Origin of the sequence: Rathayibacter sp. Leaf248, assembly GCF_920939495.1 — a bacterium.
GTDB lineage: Bacteria > Actinomycetota > Actinomycetes > Actinomycetales > Microbacteriaceae > Rathayibacter > Rathayibacter caricis.
The window spans coordinates 1,879,395-1,896,677 of sequence record NZ_CAKLAV010000001.1 but is presented as its reverse complement, the minus strand read 5'-3'; the positions used below and the strand labels follow the sequence as shown (position 1 = coordinate 1,896,677).

Sequence of the window (17,283 nt, the reverse complement as noted above, 5' to 3'; positions counted from 1 at the left end):
TCGTCAGGGAGCGCCGAAGCCGGCCGCGGCGAGGACCGCGCGGCCGGCGTCCCCGGTGACGAACGCGGTGAACGCCGCGGCCGCCTCGGAGCCGGTGAGCGGGGCGATCGGGTAGGTGTTCACCGCCTGCTCGGCCTCGGCGAACGGCACGCCGAGCACGTCGTCGCCCGCGCCCCGGACATCGGTGACGTAGACGAGGCCGGCGTCGGCCTCGCCCGAGCGGACTTTGCCGAGCACGTCGGTGACCGACGACTCCTCGCTGACGGGCTCGATCGCGAGGCCCGCCGCCCGTTCGACGACGTCGGCCGCGGCTCCGCACGGCACCTGCGGTGCGCAGACGACCGTCGCGACGCCCTCGCGGGCTAGGTCGGCGAGCGAGCGGACCCCCGCGGGATTGCCCGGCGGCACGGCGATCTCGAGCACGTTCGTCGCGAACGGCACGGGATCGGCGGCGGTGAGCCCCGCCTCCTGCACCGTCCGCATCGTCGCGGTGTCGGCCGAGGCGAAGACATCGGCCGGTGCTCCGTTCTCGATCTGCGTGGCGAGATCGGAGGAGCCGGCGAACGAGAGCTCGACCGTGGTGCCGGGGTTCGCGGCCTCGAACTCGTGGGCGAGCTCGGTGAAGACGCCGGTGAGGGAGGCGGCGGCGAAGACGGTGATGCCGCGGGGCTCGGGCGCTGCATCGGGGGAGCAGCCGGCGAGGGAGCCCGCCAAGGCCACCGCGGAGAGGGCGGCGAGGGAGCGGACACGGAGCATGCGGATCCTCGGGTCGGAGCGTTTCCGCATCTGCGGCTTTTCGCCCACTCTAGGACTTCGCTTGCGGAGATTTAGCGGTACAGGCCCGGACCGCCGGACCACATGGGGCGATGAGCCCTGCAGAACCTGAGCCGAGAAGGGGCTCTGACCGCTGACAGCCGAGAGACCCCCTTCTCAGCGGATGTTCTGCGCACCTCCCGTCCCGGAACCGCAGGATCGACCCGCCGCGCGCGCGGCCGGGTGCCCGGCGTGGCATCGTCGAGGGGACGTCGACGAGGAAGAGGACGAGCATGCCGGAGACCACGCGGACCAGGAGCGCACTCGTCGTGCGCGGCGGCTGGGAGGGGCACCAGCCGGTCGAGGCGACCGATCTGTTCCTCCCGTTCCTCGAGGAGCAGGGCTTCGCGGTCCGCGTCGAGGACACGCCCGAGGTCTACGCCGATGGCGACGCGATGTCGGGCCTCGACGTCGTCGTGCAGTGCGTGACCATGTCGGAGGCGTCGCCCGCCGCGATCGCGGGCCTGCGCGCCGCGGTGGCCGGCGGCACCGGGTTCACCGGCTGGCACGGCGGCATCGCCGACTCCTTCCGCGCCTCCTCCGACTACCTGCAGCTCGTCGGCGGCCAGTTCGCCACGCACCCCGCGGTGGCGGAGGGGAGTGAGGACGCGTTCCGTCGGCACCGCATCGAGTTCACCGGGCTCGAGCACCCGATCACCGCCGGACTCGACGACTTCGAGCTCGTGACCGAGCAGTACTGGGTGCTGCACGACGACCTCAGCGACGTGCTCGCCACGACCACGCATCCCGCCGAGGCCTGGCAGGAGTGGCACCGCCCCGTCACGTCGCCCGCGGTTTGGACCCGGGACTGGGGGCGCGGGCGCATCGCTGTGAGCACCCCCGGGCACAGCGTCGAGGTGCTGCGGCATCCGACGGTGCGCACGCTCGTGGAGCGCGGGATCCTCTGGACCGCGCGAGTGCTCTGATGCGGCTGCTCCCCTCCGACCTCGACCGAAGGACCTCCCCATGACCGACCGCCTCCGCGTCGTCGCCGCCACCCCGATCAGCGACGAGCTGATCGCCCGCGTGGTGGAGCTCGAGCCGCGCCTCGACTTCGTGGCCGACCAGAGCCTGCTCCCGCCGATGCGCCACCCCGGCGACCACGGCGGTGATCCCGCCTTCGAGCGCACTCCCGAGCAGCAGGCCGCGTTCGACGAGCTCGTCGACTCCGCCGAGGTTCTCTACGGGGTCCCGGACGAGACGCCGTCGGCCCTCGCGCGCACCGTCGCCGCGAATCCGTCGCTGCGGTGGGTGCAGACGATGCCGGCGGGCGGCGGCAGCCAGGTGAAGGCCGCGGGGCTCGACCCCGACTCGCTCGAGCGGATCGCGTTCTCGACGAGCGCGGGCGTCCACTCCCAGCCGCTCGCCGAGTTCTCGGTGTTCGGACTGCTCGCCGGCGCGAAGTCGCTGCCGAGGCTCCAGGAGCTGCAGCAGCGGAAGGAGTGGGGCTCGCGCTGGACGATGGGCCTGATCTCGGAGCAGACGATCCTGATCGTCGGACTCGGGACCATCGGCCGGGCCACCGCGCAGAAGCTCCAGGGCCTGGGTGCGCGGGTGATCGGCACGAGTCGGCACGAGGACTCCGTCGAGCACGTCGACGAGATCGTGCGGCCCGACGCGATCGCCGAGGTGGCCGAGCGGATCGACGGGGTCGTCGTGACGCTGCCCGGCACCTCCGCCACCGAGAAGCTGGTCGGCGCCGCGTTCTTCGAGGCGCTGCGGCCGGGAGCGACGCTCGTCAGCGTCGGCCGAGGCACCGTGATCGACGAGGAGGCGCTGCTCGCCGCGCTGGACGACGGCCGCGTCGGCTGTGCGGTGCTGGACGTGACCGCGCAGGAGCCGCTCCCCGCGGACAGCCCGCTGTGGACGCATCCGGCCGTGCTGATCAGCCCGCACACCGCGGCGCTGAACTCCGCCGAGGACCGGCTGATCGCCGAGCTCTTCGCGCGCAACGCGACGCGGTTCCTCGACGGCGAGGAGCTGATCAACCGCGTCGACACGGTCGAGTTCTACTGAGGCGGGCGGGCCGCCGGGCTCGTCTCGGCCATCCGTCGCGGAGGGTCGCCCGGATCGTAGAACGGCGGCCGTCCGCGACGGATCGGGCACCGTACTCGACGGCCGGGGGAGGCCCTTCGCGCACCGGGATCGGCGCCGCGGACCTCCGAATCGCCTCCACAGGCCCCCTGATCGGCTACGATCCGGGCCGATCAGGGCGATGCGGCCACCGCGGAGGGCCTCGACGGCCTACCGTTGCACCATGGCGTCAACCGAAACACCCGATACCGCCCCCGAGGATCAGAGCGCGACCGCGGCTCAGAGTGCCTCCGAGGCTCCGACCACCGAGGCCCCCGCCGCACCCGCCGCCGCGGCCTCCGACGAGCCCCGCTCGCTCACCTTCTCCGAACTGGGCCTCAGCGAGCCCGTCCTCAAGGCTCTCAAGGAGGTCGGCTACGAGACGCCCTCGGCGATCCAGGCCGCGACGATCCCGTCCCTCCTCTCGGGCCGCGACGTCCTCGGCGTCGCCCAGACCGGCACCGGCAAGACGGCCGCGTTCGCGCTGCCGATCCTCTCCCGGCTCGACGTCTCGCAGAAGACCCCGCAGGCCCTCGTGCTCGCGCCCACCCGCGAGCTCGCGCTCCAGGTGTGCGAGGCGTTCGAGCGCTACGCGTCGGCCCTGCGCGGCGTGCACGTGCTCCCCGTCTACGGCGGCCAGGGCTACGGCACCCAGCTCTCCGCGCTGCGCCGCGGCGTCCACGTCGTCGTCGGCACGCCCGGCCGCATCATGGACCACCTCGAGAAGGGCACCCTCGACCTCTCGGCGCTGAAGTACCTGGTGCTCGACGAGGCCGACGAGATGCTCAAGATGGGCTTCGCGGAGGACGTCGAAACGATCCTCGCCGACACCCCCGTCGAGAAGCAGATCGCGCTGTTCTCGGCGACGATGCCCTCGCAGATCCGCCGCATCTCGGGCAAGTACCTCAAGGAGCCCGAGGAGATCACGGTCAAGAACAAGACCACGACCTCGGTGAACACCACGCAGCGCTACCTGATGGTGTCGTACCCGCAGAAGGTCGACGCCCTCACCCGCATCCTCGAGGTCGAGAACTTCGAGGGCATGATCGTCTTCGTCCGCACCAAGAGCGAGACCGAGACGCTGGCCGAGAAGCTGCGCGCCCGCGGCTACACCGCCGCCGCGATCAGCGGAGACGTCGCCCAGGCCCAGCGCGAGCGGACCGTCGAGCAGCTGAAGTCGGGCAAGCTCGACATCCTCGTCGCCACCGATGTCGCGGCCCGCGGCCTCGACGTCGAGCGCATCAGCCACGTCGTCAACTACGACATCCCCATCGACACCGAGTCGTACGTGCACCGCATCGGCCGCACCGGCCGTGCGGGGCGCAGCGGAGCGGCGATCAGCTTCGTCACGCCGCGCGAGCGCCGCCTGCTCGCCGCGATCGAGAAGGCGACCCGCCAGCCGCTCACCGAGATGCGCATGCCCAGCGTCGAGGACGTCAACGTCACGCGCCTCTCGCGCTTCGACGACGCGATCACCGCGGCGCTCGCCGACTCCGAGCGCCTGCAGCGCTTCCGCGACATCATCGGGCACTACGTCGAGCACCACGACGTCGTCGAGTCCGACGTCGCCGCGGCGCTGGCGATCGTCGCCCAGGGCGAGGAGCCGCTGCTGCTCTCGCCCGACGACCCCCGCTTCGCGCGCCGCGAGCGCGAGGACCGCGAGCCTCGTCCCGACCGGGGTGACCGCCCCGAGCGCGGCGACCGCTTCGACCGCGACCGGGGTGAGCGTCCCGAGCGCCGTCAGCGTCCGGCGAACAGCAACCTCGCGTCGTACCGGATCGAGGTGGGCCGCCGTCAGCGCGTCGAGCCCCGCCAGATCGTCGGCGCGCTCGCGAACGAGGGCGGCCTCAACCGCGGCGACTTCGGGCACATCGACATCCGCCCCGACTTCTCGATCGTCGAGCTGCCGGCCGACCTGCCCCAGGACGTGCTCGACCGCCTCGCCGACACCCGCATCAGCGGCCAGCTGATCGAGCTGAAGCCCGACCGCCGCCCGAGCCGCGCCGGCGCCGACCGCGGCGGACGCCCCTCGGGCCCGTCGCGCTCGTCCGAGCGCCCGGACCGCAAGCCGCGCTACTAGCGCTCGCGCGCCGACCGCGAGGGGCCGGTCCGCCGACCGGGGAGCCACCGCTCCCCGCCGGCGGCCCGGCCCCTCCGTCGTCCCGCCGCTCCTCCGAGTGGACGCGCAACGGGCCCTGCCCGCCCGCCGGTGCCCTGTTCGCGTCCACTCACCGCGGCGGCAGAGGGGGACTCGTCGCGGAGCGGGCGCACAGAGGAAGCCGAAGCCCGGTCGGCGTCGACTCGCGGGCGGGGCGGTTCTCGATACGCCCGCTCCGCGGGCTACCCGATCAGCGAGGGACGATGCGGGGCGCAGGGCGTGGGTGCAGCGGTGCGCATTCCCTGCTGGTCGAGTAGCGGCGGCACGCCGCGTATCGAGACCCCCGTCTCCACAAGCCCCCGCCCTACTCCGGGTGCCGCTGCGGCGCGCCGAACAGCAGCGCGGTCGTGGCCGCGACGATCGCGCCGGCCGTGAGGGCCGCGGCGAGCACGACGAGCTGGAACTGCGCGGCCTCCAGCGGCGACGCTCCCGCGAACACCGCCCCGACGAAGGCGCCAGGCAGGGTGACGAGCCCGGTCGTCCGCGTCTGGTCCGTCGCCGGTACGAGCGCCGTCGAGGCTGCCGCGCGCACCAGGCGCAGGGCGGCGCGGCGCGGAGTGGCGCCCAGCGCCAGCCAGCCCTCCACCTCCTCCGTCCCCGCGGCGAGACCGGCCCGCAGCTGCCGCCCCATCAGCGAGGCCGCGGTCATCGCGCCGCCGATCACGATGCCGCCGGTCGCGAGCAGGTACCGCGGCTCCGATCCCACGGCCCCGGTCGCCGCGACGACCGCGAGAGGGACGCCCGCCGCGGCGAGGAGCACGACGAACGTCCGCAGGCCGTGACGGTCCAGGCCCGCGCGCGTGCGCACCGTCCACGTCGCCGCGACGAGCATCAGCACCAGGAACGCGGCGACCAGCCGCGCATCCTCGATGATGCCGTGCAGCACGAGGCTGAGGAGTCCGAGCTGCAGCGCCGCCCGCGCGATCGCGACCGCCTGGGCACCGGGCCGCTCGAGTCGCAGCGCGGCGACGATCGCCGTCGTCACCAGCGCGAGCACCAGCACCGCGACGAGCGTCGGAACGGTGGTGGAGGTCATGGTGCGACGAGCCTACGAGGCGCGGGCCCGCGCGCTCGGACCGGCCCCGTCACTCCGCTCGCCCTCAGCGCCGCAGCACCCGCCGCGCGAGCACGTTGCCCAGCAGCTGCACCAGCTGCACGATCACGATGATCACGAGCACCGCACCCCAGGTCACGACCGGCTCGAACTGGCGGTAGCCGTACTGGATCGCGAAGTTGCCGAGGCCTCCCGCGCCGATGTACCCGGCGACCGCCGACATGTCGACGATGGCCACGAAGACGAAGGTGTAGCCGAGGATCAGCGGGCCGAGCGCCTCGGGGAGCAGGACGGTGCGCACGATGCGCAGCCGGCTCGCTCCGACCGAGCGTGCGGCCTCGATCACGCCGGGCTGCACGGTCAGCAGGTTCTGCTCGACGATGCGGCCGATGCCGAACGCGGCGGCGAGCGACAGCGAGAAGATGATCGCGTCGGTGCCGATGCCCGAGCCGACCACGAGGCGGGCGAGCGGCTGGGCGGCCGCGATGAAGATGATGAACGGGATCGGCCGGAAGACGTTGACGATCACGTTCAGCAGTCCGTAGACCAGGCGGTTCGCGAACAGCGCGCCGCCGCGGGTGAGCGCGAGGCCGAGGCCGATCAGCAGGCCGCCGAGCCCGCCGAAGAGCAGGCTGAGGGCGACGATGTAGAGCGTCTCGCCGGTGGCCTTCGCGAGTTCGGGGAGCAGCTCGATCAGGGCGTTCAACGGGGCACCTCCGTGAGGCCGACGCGAGCGCCGAGGCGGGCGAGAAGGGGCTCGACGACGTCGTCCGACGCGTCGAGGGCGACCGTGAGGTGGCCGAAGGCGCGTCCGCGGACGTCGGTGATGCCTCCGTAGACCAGCTCGAGCGGCACGCCCGCGGCGGCGATGTCGGCGAAGACGTCGCCCTGCGAGGCGGAGCCGTCCGAGAACGAGAGCGTCACGAGCCGGCCGCGGTGGCGCTGCCGCAGCACGGCCGCCTCGGCAGGGGAGGGCACGGAGCGGACGACGGTCGAGACGAAGCGCCGGGTGACCGGCTCGCGCGGAGCCGAGAACACGTCGAACACGTCGCCGCGCTCGACGATGCGACCCGACTCCATCACGGCGACCTTCGTCGCGAGCTGCTGGATCACGTCCATCTCGTGCGTGATGACGAGGATCGTGACTCCGAGCTCCTCGTTGATGCGCCGGAGAAGCGCGAGGACTTCGCCGGTCGTGTCGGGGTCGAGAGCGCTGGTGGCCTCGTCGGCGAGCAGGATGCGCGGCGAGGCGGCGAGGGCACGGGCGATGCCCACGCGCTGCTTCTGCCCGCCCGAGAGCTGCTCCGGGTGGCTGCGCGCCTTGTCCGAGAGGCCGACGAAGCTCAGCATCTCGTCGACGCGGGTCTTCAGCTCGGCGCGCGGAGTGCCGGCGACCTGCAGCGGGTAGGCGACGTTCTGCCACACCGTCTTCGAGCCGAACAGGTTGAACTGCTGGAAGATCATGCCGATGCCGAGCCGGATGCGGCGCAGCTCCCGGTCGGGCAGGCCGACGATGTCGCGGCCGTCGATCTCGATGCTGCCGGACGTCGCGGGCTCGAGCGCGTTGACGAGGCGCGCGAGCGTGCTCTTCCCGGCACCGGAGTAGCCGATCACGCCCTGGACGTCGCCGGCCTCGATGTCGAGACTCACGCCGTCGACCGCGGTCGAGGCCGTCGCCCCGCGGGACAGGGGCGGGTAGACCTTGCTCACGTCGGTGAGGCGGATGAGCGGCACGGCGCTCCCTTCGAGGGGTTCGGGCGGGGGTGCCGGTGTCCCGGCGGACGGACGGGATCCCCCGCCGGAGCAGGGGATCCCGTCGCGAGGGGAGGGCGGATCAGCTCCGGGCAGATCAGCTCTGGGCGGCGGTGTCCGCCTCGACGGTCTCGAGCGAGGCCTCCAGCTCGTCGGCGGGGGTCTTCACGAAGATCGCGGTGCCGCCGGACTGCTCCGACACTCCGTCGAGCACGGCCTGCGTGCTCTGGTAGATGTCGACGAGCTCCTGGTAGGTCTCGTTGTCGGCGTCCTCGGAGCGGGCGGCGAACACGTTGACGTAGGGGAGCGCGTTGGGGTCGCTCGGGTCGTCCGTCGCGATCGCGTCGGTGGCCTCGAGGCCGGCGTTCTCGATGAAGTCGTTGTTGATGATCGCGGCGGCGACGTCCGGCAGCGAGGTCGGGGTCAGCGACGCCTCGAGGGCGGTCACCTCGACCTTCGACGTCGCGGTGTCGACGTCGTCGACGCTCGAGAAGATGCTGCCGCCGTCCTTCAGCTCGATCAGACCGGCCGACTGGAGCACGAGCAGACCGCGGGCCTGGTTGCTCTCGTCGTTCGGGACGGCCACGGTCGAGCCCTCGGGGATGTCCTCGACGCTGTCGTACTGCGTGGAGTAGAGGCCGAGCGGATAGATCGCGGTCGCGCCGATAGGCACGAGGTCCTCGTCGGCGGACGTGTTGTACTGCGCCAGGTAGACGATGTGCTGGAACTGGTTGAGGTCGATCTCGCCCTCGGACAGCGCCGGGTTGGGCTGGTTGTAGTCGCTGAAGTCGACGATCTCGACGTCGATGCCGGCGTCGGCCGCGGCCTCCTCGTAGGTGGCCCAGTAGGGGTCGCTGGCACCGACGACGCCGATGCGGACGGTGTCGCTCTCGCCCGCCGAGGCGGAGCAGCCGGCGAGGAGGAGGGCGGAGGCGGTGATCGCGGTGGTCGCGAGGAGCTTCGTGCGCAGGGACATGCTGTGTGGATCCTTCCGTGGAGAGGATCCGCTCGGTGCTGCTCGCTGACGGAGCGGCGACCACGGGCGGTGCTGATCACCGCCGGCGCTGCGACCGGCCTCCGGTCGCACGACGCCGCGTCGACGCGGATCCCGGGGACCACGGTACGGATGTCGCGCCGTGGACGCGAAACATGCGCGTAACACGACGACTCGCGCCGCCGGGGAGGAGGGTCAGCCCGCGAGGGCTTCGGCCTCCGCGGCCTCGTGCTTCGCCAGGCGCTTCGCGATCGCGTCGCGCTCGGCCCGGAGCGACGTGATGGTCGGCTGGTCCAGGCGCGGATCCGCGAGGTCGGCGAACGGGCTCGCCGATCCGGTGCGGGCCGAGACGAGCGCGGCGTACGCCTTCGTGGCGGACCGCAGCTCGGCTCCGGCGCGCTCGACCTTCCGAGGGCTCGAGTCCTTGTCGGAGACGAGTCGGGCGTGCTTGTCGAGGGCTGCTACCAGTGCCTGGTGGGCCGCGTCAATCTTCTTGCTCATAGGCGCATTATGTCGCAAGCTCGCCTCACGAGGCGAGACCGGCTCCGCGACTCCGGCCGGTCGGCCGGCGAGGGGTCCACCGATCGATCGCCGCCCCTGAGGATCAGACCGGGCCGGATCCCCGCGCGATCGACGTCGACTCGGAGTTGCGCCCGGCGCTCGTCGAGACCGCGTCGAGCACCCGCTGCACGTCGAGCGCATCGTCGAACGTCGGAGCAACCGGGGTGCGGCCCGTGATCGCCTCGACCAGGTCGACGACCTGGTGCGTGAAGAGGTGCTCGTAGCCGATGCCGTGCCCGGTGGGCCACCACGCCTCCATGTACGGGTGCGCGGGCTCGGTCACCTGGATGCGCCGGAATCCCTGCGCCTCGTCGGCGTCGCGCGCGTCGTAGTACTCGAGCTCGTTCATCCGCTCGAAGTCGAATGCGATCGAGCCGGTCTCGCCGTTGATCTCGATGCGGTTGGCGTTGCGGCGGCCGGTCGCGACGCGGGTCGCCTCGAAGACGCCGAGGGCTCCTCCCTCGAACGCCGCCGTGAACGCGACCGCGTCGTCGACCGTGACCGGTCCTCGCTCCGCCCCCTCCTCGGCGCGCCCGCCGAGCCCCGACTGCTCGGCCAGCACCGGGCGCTCGGTCGTGAAGGTGCGCAGCACCGCCGAGACGGAGGAGATCCGTCGGCCGGTCAGCCACTGCGCCGTGTCGATGCTGTGCGCGCCGATGTCGCCCAGTGCGCCCGATCCTGCGCGGTCCTTCTGCAGGCGCCAGGTCAGCGGCGCCGCGGAGTCGCGCAGCCAGTCCTGCAGGTACTGCGCGCGGACGTGGCGGATCGCCCCGAGCCGCCCCTCGTCGACGAAGCGCTTGGCGAGGGCGAGCGCGGGAGTGCGGCGGTAGCTGAATCCGCACATCGCGACGCGGTCGGAGGCGTGCGCGGCGGCCGCCATCCGCTCGGCCTCCTCGACGGAGTTGGCGAGCGGCTTCTCGCAGAGCACGTGCTTGCCCGCCTCGAGAGCCGCGATCGCGATCTCGGCGTGCGTGTCTCCGGGGGTGCAGATGTCGATCAGGTCGATGTCGTCGCGCTCGATCACCGCCCGCCAGTCGGTCGAGGACTCGCTCCAGCCGAGGACCTCGGCGCGCTCGCGGGTCGTCTCCGGGTTGCTGCCGACGAGCACCGCGAGCTCGGGCTCGAGCGGCAGGGGGAAGAAGCGGGCGGCGGTGCGCCAGGCGTGCGAATGGGTCCTGCCCATGAAAGCGGTCCCCACGAGTGCCACCCGCAGTGCTCGGTCGTTCGACATCCTCGTCCTCTCGTCGGCGCTCCCGACCCTGCCACGGGACGGGGTCGGAGGGCTACCACCCGCCGCCGGGTCTTCCCGGCCGCCTGACGTCCGTGCCCCCCGCTACGGTGAAGCCCGAACGGAGGCGCCCATGACCTGGCAGCTCGAGACGATCCCCTACGACCATCCCGACGCGGATGCGCTCCGCGCCGCCCAGCGCGTCGAGCTCGACGAGCGCTACGGCAGCACCGACCACGAGCCCGGAGTGCCTCCCTCGGCCGCCGACGTCCCCGTGTTCGTCGTGGCCCGCGACGCCGGAGGCACGGCACGGGCCTGCGGCGGCCTCCGTCCGCTGGCCGACTCGGTGCTCGGCCCCGGAGTGATCGAGGTCAAGCGGATGTTCGTGGACCCGTCGGCGCGCGGCTCCGGCGTCGCGACCCTCGTCCTCCGCCGGCTCGAGCAGCTCGCGGCGGGGCTCGGAGCGACGCGACTCGTCCTCGAGACCGGCACCCGGCAGCCGGACGCGGTCCGCTTCTACGAGCGCGAGGGCTACACGTCCGTCCCGCTCTTCGGCGCCTACATCGGCGGCGAGTGGTCGCTCTGCTTCTCTCGCGACCTCTGAACGCTGCGCCTCGAGCGGCGCGCACCGATGGAACGACGGAGGGGCGCCCCTCTCTGGACGCCCCTCCGGTGCTGCCGTGACCGCTAGGCGCGGCGGCGGCGCGTGATCATCAGCGCGAGTCCGCCGAGGATCCCGAACGCCGCGAGGGCGAGCGGTGCGGTCGGCGAGACGCCGGTCGCCGCGAGGACGGGCCGGCCTGCAGTGACTCCGATACCCGCTCCGGTGCCGGCGCGAGCCGCCGCCTCGGCCGCCGAGCAGTCGACCGGGTCGGACACGGACCGGCCGTAGTCGTACTCCGCAGTGGCGGTGCGACCGCTGGTCGTGCCCAGCGCGACGACGCAGTAGATCTCGGGCTCCGGGTCGGCGAGCGGGTACTCGCCCAGCGCGATCAGGCTCCAGCCGACCGCGTCCACGGTGAAGTCGAGACGGGTGCCGCCGTCGACGAGGCGCTGGCGGGTGCCGTCGAGGGAGTGGATGCTCACCGAGACGCGCTCGCCCGCGGCGAAGCCGAAGACGGCACCGCCGCTCGTCAGCTCGTCGTCGGGGGCGGAGGGCTCGAGGGGAGCCCATTGGGGCCAGATCCGGACGCCGGGCTTGTCGTGCACCTGCACGAGCGAGGCCGAGGCGGTGCGTCCACTGGTCGCCCCCGTGCCCGTCACAGTGAACCTGCCGAACTGGTCGACCATCGTGCTCTCGTCGAGAATGACATCCGCTTCACCGTAGATCGCCGTCCGAGGGTCTCCGTTCTCGATGGTCGTGACGGAGCCGTCGGGCGCGGTCAGGGTGATCGTGACGTCCTCGTCGCGGTCGAAGCCCCGCAGCTTGGCGGCGATGCCGAAGATTCTGAAGCCGGCGACGCTCACCTCGGCGCCGAGCTCGAACGGCGAGCCGTCCTCGGCGAGGACGAACGACACGGCCGGGTCCGGCTGCGTGACCGTGAGCGGCACGGCGTTCGAGAGGAGCGGCCCCCCGGCCGCGTCGGTCGCCGAGGCCACGACGGTGATCTGCTCCCCGACGCGCGGGAGGTGCGGATACAGGCTGTTGCGGTCGTCCAGGCTCCCGGGGAACCAGTCGTCCAGCACGACCTCGCCGGTGGCGGACGCGACGACGGTCGTGCGGGCCTCCGGGGTCGGGCCGTCCATCAGCGCGACGACGACGGAGGAGCCCGCGGCGAATCCGGAGCCGACGACGTCGAGGCCGTCGCCCCAGCCGGTCGAGCGGTCGCCGATGATGCCGGCGCCCGCGACGAAGTCGGTGCGGGGCAGAGTGAGAACCGGGGCCACAGCCACAGCCACCGGCGCCGCGCTGGGCGCGGGCGGTGCGGTGACGGGCGCCTCGGTGGCGATCGGTGCCTCGACCGGCTCGGCCGTCTCCTTCGGCGTGCTCGTCGGCTCCGGCGTGCTCGTCGCCTCCGGATCGATCGTGGCGACCGGGGTCGGCGTGGGCTCGAGCGCCGGCGCGACCGCGGTCGGCGTCGCCTCGGAGGCGGGCGCCTCGAGGATCTCGGTGGCCCCCGCCGCACTCGGGAACGCGAGCGCTCCCAGCAGTGCGGCGGTCGTGATGACGGAGGCCGTGCGGCCCCCTCGCGCTGTACGCACGATTCCTACTTCCTCCGGGGCGCAGTGCGCTCTCCCGGCTTCCCCATGGATCCGGGGGCGATCCGCCCCCTGGTGCTGATCCTGGCGGAGCGGAGGCATGCGACACGACGTCCCGACACAACGAACGCATCACGGAATCCGGCGGCCGGAGGAGACCCCGGCCGCCGGGCCGTCGACGTCAGCCCTCGAGCGGCAGCAGGATGCCCTTCACCGTCTCGTCGGTCGCCAGGAACTCCTGCACCGCGGGGTCCTGGAACGCCTGCACGAGCTTCTGGATGTTCTCGGTGTCGGCGTAGCGGGAGCCGATCGTGAGCTGCCCGGCGAAGTCGTCGGGAGCGGTCGGCGCGAAGATCTGCTTCTCGATCGGGATGTCGGCGGCGAGGTAGTACTCGGTGTAGCCGACGGCCGCGTCGAGGTCCGGCAGCGCGCGCGACTGGGCCGCGAAGTCGAGCAGGGTGAACTTCAGGTTCTTGGGGTTCGAGGCGATGTCGTCCTGCGTCGCCGTGCCGGGCTCGGTGCCCGGCTTCAGCTCGATCAGCCCCGCGCTCTGCAGCAGCCAGAGGCCCTGGGCCTCGTTCGCCGGGTCGGAGTAGAGCGAGATCGTGCCGCCGTCGGGGATCTCGGACACGTCGCCGTACTTGTCGCTCCAGAGTCCGAAGCCCCAGCGGAACACCGGAGTGGCCGCCTCCTCCTCGAAGTCGGGGTTCGACTCGAGCACCTGCCCGAGCCAGAGCTTGTGCTGGTAGACGGTCGCCGCCACCTCGCCCTCGCTGACGGCGCGGTTGATGGTGTTGCTGTCCGAGAGGCCCTTGAACTCCACCTCGATGCCGTACTTCGGCGCGACCTCGTCGGCGACGAACTGCACGAGCGCCTGCTCCGACGCGTTGCCCTCGGCGGTCGCGACGTAGAGCGTCGCTCCCTCGGTCTCGTTCGCCGAGACGGCGGGCGAGAGGATCGGGACGACGATCGCCGCGCCGACGCCGAGCGCGACGACCGCGCCTCCGGCGATCCACGGCCAGCGGCGCTTCTTCTTCAGCTCGAAGCCGAGCGTGTCGGAGGTGTCGGGGGTGTCGTTCTGCGTGGGCATGAGAGGCCTTCCGGAGTGCGCGCGCCGGGTTCCGGGCGCGCGAGAGGGACGCCGCGGGGGGAGGCCGGGCGAGGGGTGGGGGAGAAGAGAGGAGAGCTGTCTCAGACCGCGACGGCGACGCGCTCGGACCGCCGGGTGCGCGAGGCGCTCGGCGTCGTGGCGCGCACGAGGGCGTCGCCGGTGAGCTGCACGAGCGCGACCGTGGCGACCAGGATCACGATCGTCGCGAGCATCACCGTGTTGTCGAAGCGCTGGTAGCCGTAGGTGACGGCCACGTAGCCGATGCCGCCGGCTCCGATCGTGCCCGCGATGGCCGAGTACTCGATCATCGCGATGGTGTTGATCGTCAGGCCGCCGATGATCTGCGGCACGGCCTCGCTGAGCTGCGCCGAGCGGATGACCTGCAGTCGCGACGCTCCGGAGGCGCGGGCCACGCGGGTCAGCGCGATCGGCACGCTCCGCAGCGCGTTCTCGACGATGCGGGTGAAGAACGCGATGCCCGCGATCGACATCGGCACGACGGCCGCGGCGATGCCGATGTTGGTCCCGGTGATCAGCCGGGTGAACGGCATGATCGAGGCCATCAGGATCAGGAACGGCAGCGAGCGGCCGATGCTGATCACCCAGCTCAGCGTCTGGTGCGCGGCGCGGTTCTCGAACAGTCCGCCGGGCGCGAGATTGTGGACGGCGGCTCCGAGCGGGATCCCGACGAGCACGACGACCGTCATCACGATGCCGACCATGATCAGGGTCTCGCCGAGCGCGGGCAGCACGAGCGCCGGGATCTCGGCGCTCGGGACGCGGTTGTCGAGGTGCAGGCTCATGCGGCGATCTCCTCGGTGAGCTCGAGCGGGGCGGAGTCGAGGCGCGCGGGGGCCGGGCGGACCGACAGGCCCAGCGCTCCGGCGGCGTCGACGAGGCGGCGCTCGTCGACCGGTCCGAGCGCGATCGTCGCGTGGCCGACGGCCCGGCCGCCGATCGTCTCGATGGCGGCGCCCAGGAGCGACACCGGTCCGACCGTCTCGCCCAGGCGGACGATCCAGTCGGCCGGCACGTCGGAGCGCGCGTAGCCGAGCACCCACTCGGTGAGCCCGGGGGCCGGAGCCGCGGCCGGGCGCAGCGGATTGAGCGCGAGGCCCAGCGGCGAGGAGGCATCGCGGAGCAGGTCGACGAGGCGTCCCGACTCCACTATGCGGCCGTGATCGAGCAGGGCGGCGGAGTCGGCGACCTGCCGCACCGTCTCCATCTCGTGCGTGATGAAGAGGATCGACAGGCCGAGGTCGTCGCGCAGCTCCTTGAGGAGGGTCGTGATCGCGGTCGTCGACGCGGGGTCGAGCCCTGACGTGGCCTCGTCCGAGAGCAGCACGCTGGGACGCAGGGCCAGGGCCCGGGCGATGCCGACGCGCTGGCGCTGCCCGCCCGACAGCTGGTGCGGGTAGTGCCGGGCGCGCTCGGCGAGTCCGACGCGGTCGAGCAGCTCGGCGACGCGGCGCTTCGTCTCGGCGGGGGTCACTCCGAGGTACTCGAGCGGCAGCGCGACGTTCTGGGCCGCGGTGCGGCGGCTGAAGAGGCCGTCGGACTGGAAGACGGTGCCGATGCGGCGACGCGCGACGCGCAGCTCCTGCTCGGACAGCTGCGAGAGCGCATCGCCGTTCACGACGACCGAGCCGGAGGTGGGGCGCTCGAGGAGGTTCACGCACGCGGCGAGCGTGCTCTTCCCGGCGCCACTCGGGCCGACGACGGCGAAGATCTCGCCCGTCGCGACCGAGAAGTCGAGGCGGTCGAGCACGGTGACGGCGGCGTCGCCGTGTCCGTAGACCTTCGTGAGCTGCTCGAGGCGGATCATGCCTGCTGTCCTTCCGGGACGGGGCGGAGCGGGCGCCGTCGGCGCACGGGGACGATGATGGAGCATCGCCGCCGCCCCGCGTCGGCCGCGTGACGTCCGCCGTAACACTCCGCCCGTACTGGCCCCTGGAAGGGAGGCGTCAGTACACGAACCAGCGCAGCCAGTCGCGGTTGTGCGCGTGCACCAGGGCCAGGAAGACCACGAGGTCGAACAGCAGGTGCACGCAGATCACGTAGGTCAGCGACTTCGTCTTCGAGAAGATCCAGCCCTGCAGCAGCGCGAACGGGATCGTGAACGCCGGCGCCCACTCCCGGTAGCCGAGCTCCCAGAGGAACGACACGAACACGACCGCCTGCAGCACGTTCGCCCACCACATCGGCAGGTGGCGGCGCAGCACCGCGAAGACGACGCAGATGAAGAACAGCTCGTCCCAGATGCCGACGAAGCCGACTCCGACGAAGAGGCGCGCGACCTCGTCCGGAGCGTGGATGGCGGGCCAGTTCAGGTAGGCGCCCGAGCGGATGAAGTAGAACGGCAGCAGGATCCAGCCGAGCACGAGCACGGCGGGCAGGTACGACTTCTCGAGCGGCGTCCACTTCTGCCCGGTGCGCAGCGGGAAGCGGATGATCGACCGCTTCGTGCCGTAGCGGTCGATCGCCCAGGGCACGGCGACGGCCGCGGACAGCACGGCGCCCATCAGGGCCATGTTCGGGTAGTCGAGGTTCGCCTCGACCGAGATCGTGCTGACGATCACGAGCCCGGCGGCGATCAGCGACAGGTCGACCGCGAGGACGCGGTCGATCACGAGGGCCAGGAGCAGGCTCGCGCCGAGCACGAGGTAGCCCGCGAGCGGGAGGCGGAGTCCGAAGAGGAGGACGGCCGAGACGGAGATCCCGGCGGCCGGGGCGAGAGCGGGAGGCACGGCTTCAGGGTAGGCGCGCGGCGTCTCGCGCCAGCATCGGGCTTGCCGGTTTAGTCGGGCTAAATTTCCCTGAAGGTAAAGCCGATGAAGTACCGGGACCTGGCAGCTCTGCTGCGACGAGCAGGCTTCTCCCGCACGGCGAGGCAGGGGCGATCAAGAGGTGTGGACCCGCGGCCCGCAGCTGGTGATCGTCACGCAGACGTGTGAGATCTCTCCCGATCTTGTCCGCACCGCGCTGAAAGCGATCGAAGCAGCATCAGAGGAGGACGGATGACCATCACAACCACCGCTCACCGCTGGGAGCACGGGTGGGAACTCTGGATCGACAGCGAGCCCGCCACCCAGGTCGCCTCACTCGACAGAGCCGCGCAGCAGGTTCGCGACTACCTCGACACCGGAACCGATCACAGCCGGTGGGACGTTGCGATCGTTCCCGAGATCAAGGACCTTTCGCACACTGGCCGTATCTCCCCGCGCGTTGACGGCTCAGTCTGCCGGTTCCAGCGCCAGGGGAGGGCCGCGTTGGCCGTGCGCCTCGAGGGTGATCGATTCGGTTGGTACGACTGAAGCCGCCGATAGCGTGCTGCGTCCTT

The 17,283-nt window shown here is 72.1% G+C and carries 17 protein-coding genes; 5 read left to right on the top strand and 12 right to left on the bottom strand.

Translation table 11 applies throughout. The annotated features are described in order from the left end of the window. Positions 1 to 3: 3 nt before the first annotated feature. Positions 4 to 756, bottom strand: a complete 753-nt coding sequence (gene modA / locus LRG51_RS09300) for a molybdate ABC transporter substrate-binding protein (protein WP_230672373.1) — start codon at positions 754 to 756, stop codon at positions 4 to 6. Positions 757 to 1,046: 290 nt separating this feature from the next. Here modA and LRG51_RS09295 point away from each other — a divergent pair, with 290 nt between their 5' ends. The 3 genes from LRG51_RS09295 (at position 1,047) to LRG51_RS09285 (ending at position 4,966) form a co-directional block, all read left to right on the top strand. Further along, the gene (locus LRG51_RS09295; protein ID WP_230672371.1) at positions 1,047 to 1,739 is read left to right on the top strand and encodes a ThuA domain-containing protein; all 693 of its coding nucleotides are present in this window, start codon (positions 1,047 to 1,049) and stop codon (positions 1,737 to 1,739) included. Between the two features lie 40 nt (positions 1,740 to 1,779). Continuing rightward, positions 1,780 to 2,829 carry a D-2-hydroxyacid dehydrogenase gene (locus tag LRG51_RS09290; RefSeq protein WP_055785825.1) on the top strand — a complete coding sequence of 350 codons (1,050 nt, stop codon included), beginning with the start codon at positions 1,780 to 1,782 and terminating at the stop codon, positions 2,827 to 2,829. A 241-nt stretch (positions 2,830 to 3,070) separates the two neighbouring features. Next, entirely contained in the window at positions 3,071 to 4,966 is a 1,896-nt protein-coding gene (locus LRG51_RS09285) for a DEAD/DEAH box helicase (protein WP_082480931.1), read from the top strand. 382 nt (positions 4,967 to 5,348) lie between these two features. On the opposite strand, the gene LRG51_RS09280 is transcribed toward LRG51_RS09285, so the two are convergent. The 6 genes from LRG51_RS09280 to LRG51_RS09255 form a co-directional block, all read right to left on the bottom strand. Continuing rightward, positions 5,349 to 6,080 carry an ABC transporter permease gene (locus LRG51_RS09280; RefSeq protein ID WP_230672369.1) on the bottom strand — a complete coding sequence of 244 codons (732 nt, stop codon included), beginning with the start codon at positions 6,078 to 6,080 and terminating at the stop codon, positions 5,349 to 5,351. A gap of 64 nt (positions 6,081 to 6,144) precedes the next feature. After that, the gene (locus tag LRG51_RS09275) at positions 6,145 to 6,804 is read right to left on the bottom strand and encodes a methionine ABC transporter permease (RefSeq protein ID WP_055785834.1); all 660 of its coding nucleotides are present in this window, start codon (positions 6,802 to 6,804) and stop codon (positions 6,145 to 6,147) included. Then, positions 6,801 to 7,832: a methionine ABC transporter ATP-binding protein gene (locus LRG51_RS09270; RefSeq protein ID WP_230672367.1), complete on the bottom strand. Its 1,032-nt coding sequence runs from the start codon at positions 7,830 to 7,832 to the stop codon at positions 6,801 to 6,803. The genes LRG51_RS09275 and LRG51_RS09270 overlap by 4 nt, the downstream gene beginning before the upstream one ends. Positions 7,833 to 7,947: 115 nt before the next feature. Then, positions 7,948 to 8,826 (bottom strand): MetQ/NlpA family ABC transporter substrate-binding protein, encoded by an 879-nt coding sequence (locus LRG51_RS09265; RefSeq protein WP_230672365.1) that lies wholly within the window; start codon positions 8,824 to 8,826, stop codon positions 7,948 to 7,950. A gap of 213 nt (positions 8,827 to 9,039) precedes the next feature. Next, complete coding sequence (locus LRG51_RS09260; protein ID WP_230672363.1) at positions 9,040 to 9,345, bottom strand: hypothetical protein; 306 nt, start codon at positions 9,343 to 9,345, stop codon at positions 9,040 to 9,042. Positions 9,346 to 9,448: 103 nt separating this feature from the next. Next, positions 9,449 to 10,636, bottom strand: a complete 1,188-nt coding sequence (locus LRG51_RS09255) for a Gfo/Idh/MocA family protein (protein WP_230672361.1) — start codon at positions 10,634 to 10,636, stop codon at positions 9,449 to 9,451. 130 nt (positions 10,637 to 10,766) lie between these two features. On the opposite strand from LRG51_RS09255, the gene LRG51_RS09250 reads away from it, so the two are divergent. Beyond that, positions 10,767 to 11,237, top strand: a complete 471-nt coding sequence (locus LRG51_RS09250) for a GNAT family N-acetyltransferase (RefSeq protein WP_055785848.1) — start codon at positions 10,767 to 10,769, stop codon at positions 11,235 to 11,237. A gap of 83 nt (positions 11,238 to 11,320) precedes the next feature. Here LRG51_RS09250 and LRG51_RS09245 read toward each other — a convergent pair whose 3' ends face one another. The 5 genes from LRG51_RS09245 to LRG51_RS09225 all read right to left on the bottom strand — a co-directional run bounded on the left by LRG51_RS09245 (position 11,321) and on the right by LRG51_RS09225 (position 16,690). After that, positions 11,321 to 12,835 (bottom strand): LPXTG cell wall anchor domain-containing protein, encoded by a 1,515-nt coding sequence (locus tag LRG51_RS09245; RefSeq protein ID WP_230672359.1) that lies wholly within the window; start codon positions 12,833 to 12,835, stop codon positions 11,321 to 11,323. Between the two features lie 178 nt (positions 12,836 to 13,013). Further along, positions 13,014 to 13,922, bottom strand: a complete 909-nt coding sequence (locus LRG51_RS09240) for a MetQ/NlpA family ABC transporter substrate-binding protein (RefSeq protein WP_230672357.1) — start codon at positions 13,920 to 13,922, stop codon at positions 13,014 to 13,016. Between the two features lie 101 nt (positions 13,923 to 14,023). Continuing rightward, positions 14,024 to 14,746, bottom strand: coding sequence for a methionine ABC transporter permease (locus LRG51_RS09235; protein ID WP_230672355.1), 723 nt, complete (start codon positions 14,744 to 14,746; stop codon positions 14,024 to 14,026). Then, entirely contained in the window at positions 14,743 to 15,768 is a 1,026-nt protein-coding gene (locus tag LRG51_RS09230; protein ID WP_230672353.1) for a methionine ABC transporter ATP-binding protein, read from the bottom strand. The genes LRG51_RS09235 and LRG51_RS09230 overlap by 4 nt, the downstream gene beginning before the upstream one ends. A gap of 139 nt (positions 15,769 to 15,907) precedes the next feature. Continuing rightward, on the bottom strand, positions 15,908 to 16,690 hold the full coding sequence (locus tag LRG51_RS09225; RefSeq protein ID WP_055785864.1) for a CPBP family intramembrane glutamic endopeptidase: 783 nt from the start codon (positions 16,688 to 16,690) through the stop codon (positions 15,908 to 15,910). A gap of 270 nt (positions 16,691 to 16,960) precedes the next feature. Between LRG51_RS09225 and LRG51_RS09220 the strand changes: the two genes are divergently transcribed. Continuing rightward, positions 16,961 to 17,257, top strand: coding sequence for a hypothetical protein (locus LRG51_RS09220; RefSeq protein ID WP_230672351.1), 297 nt, complete (start codon positions 16,961 to 16,963; stop codon positions 17,255 to 17,257). Positions 17,258 to 17,283 lie beyond the last annotated feature (26 nt).

What these genes read in the sequence shown, in the direction of transcription:
- LRG51_RS09230 (WP_230672353.1), bottom strand. Translation starts at nt 15,768, where the DNA reads ATGATCCGCCTCGAGCAGCTCACGAAGGTCTACGGACACGGCGACGCC.
- LRG51_RS09255 (WP_230672361.1), bottom strand. Translation starts at nt 10,636, where the DNA reads ATGTCGAACGACCGAGCACTGCGGGTGGCACTCGTGGGGACCGCTTTC.
- LRG51_RS09240 (WP_230672357.1), bottom strand. Translation starts at nt 13,922, where the DNA reads ATGCCCACGCAGAACGACACCCCCGACACCTCCGACACGCTCGGCTTC.
- LRG51_RS09260 (WP_230672363.1), bottom strand. Translation starts at nt 9,345, where the DNA reads ATGAGCAAGAAGATTGACGCGGCCCACCAGGCACTGGTAGCAGCCCTC.
- LRG51_RS09235 (WP_230672355.1), bottom strand. Translation starts at nt 14,746, where the DNA reads ATGAGCCTGCACCTCGACAACCGCGTCCCGAGCGCCGAGATCCCGGCG.
- LRG51_RS09280 (WP_230672369.1), bottom strand. Translation starts at nt 6,080, where the DNA reads ATGACCTCCACCACCGTTCCGACGCTCGTCGCGGTGCTGGTGCTCGCG.
- LRG51_RS09250 (WP_055785848.1), top strand. Translation starts at nt 10,767, where the DNA reads ATGACCTGGCAGCTCGAGACGATCCCCTACGACCATCCCGACGCGGAT.
- modA (WP_230672373.1), bottom strand. Translation starts at nt 756, where the DNA reads ATGCTCCGTGTCCGCTCCCTCGCCGCCCTCTCCGCGGTGGCCTTGGCG.
- LRG51_RS09265 (WP_230672365.1), bottom strand. Translation starts at nt 8,826, where the DNA reads ATGTCCCTGCGCACGAAGCTCCTCGCGACCACCGCGATCACCGCCTCC.
- LRG51_RS09285 (WP_082480931.1), top strand. Translation starts at nt 3,071, where the DNA reads ATGGCGTCAACCGAAACACCCGATACCGCCCCCGAGGATCAGAGCGCG.
- LRG51_RS09220 (WP_230672351.1), top strand. Translation starts at nt 16,961, where the DNA reads ATGACCATCACAACCACCGCTCACCGCTGGGAGCACGGGTGGGAACTC.
- LRG51_RS09290 (WP_055785825.1), top strand. Translation starts at nt 1,780, where the DNA reads ATGACCGACCGCCTCCGCGTCGTCGCCGCCACCCCGATCAGCGACGAG.
- LRG51_RS09295 (WP_230672371.1), top strand. Translation starts at nt 1,047, where the DNA reads ATGCCGGAGACCACGCGGACCAGGAGCGCACTCGTCGTGCGCGGCGGC.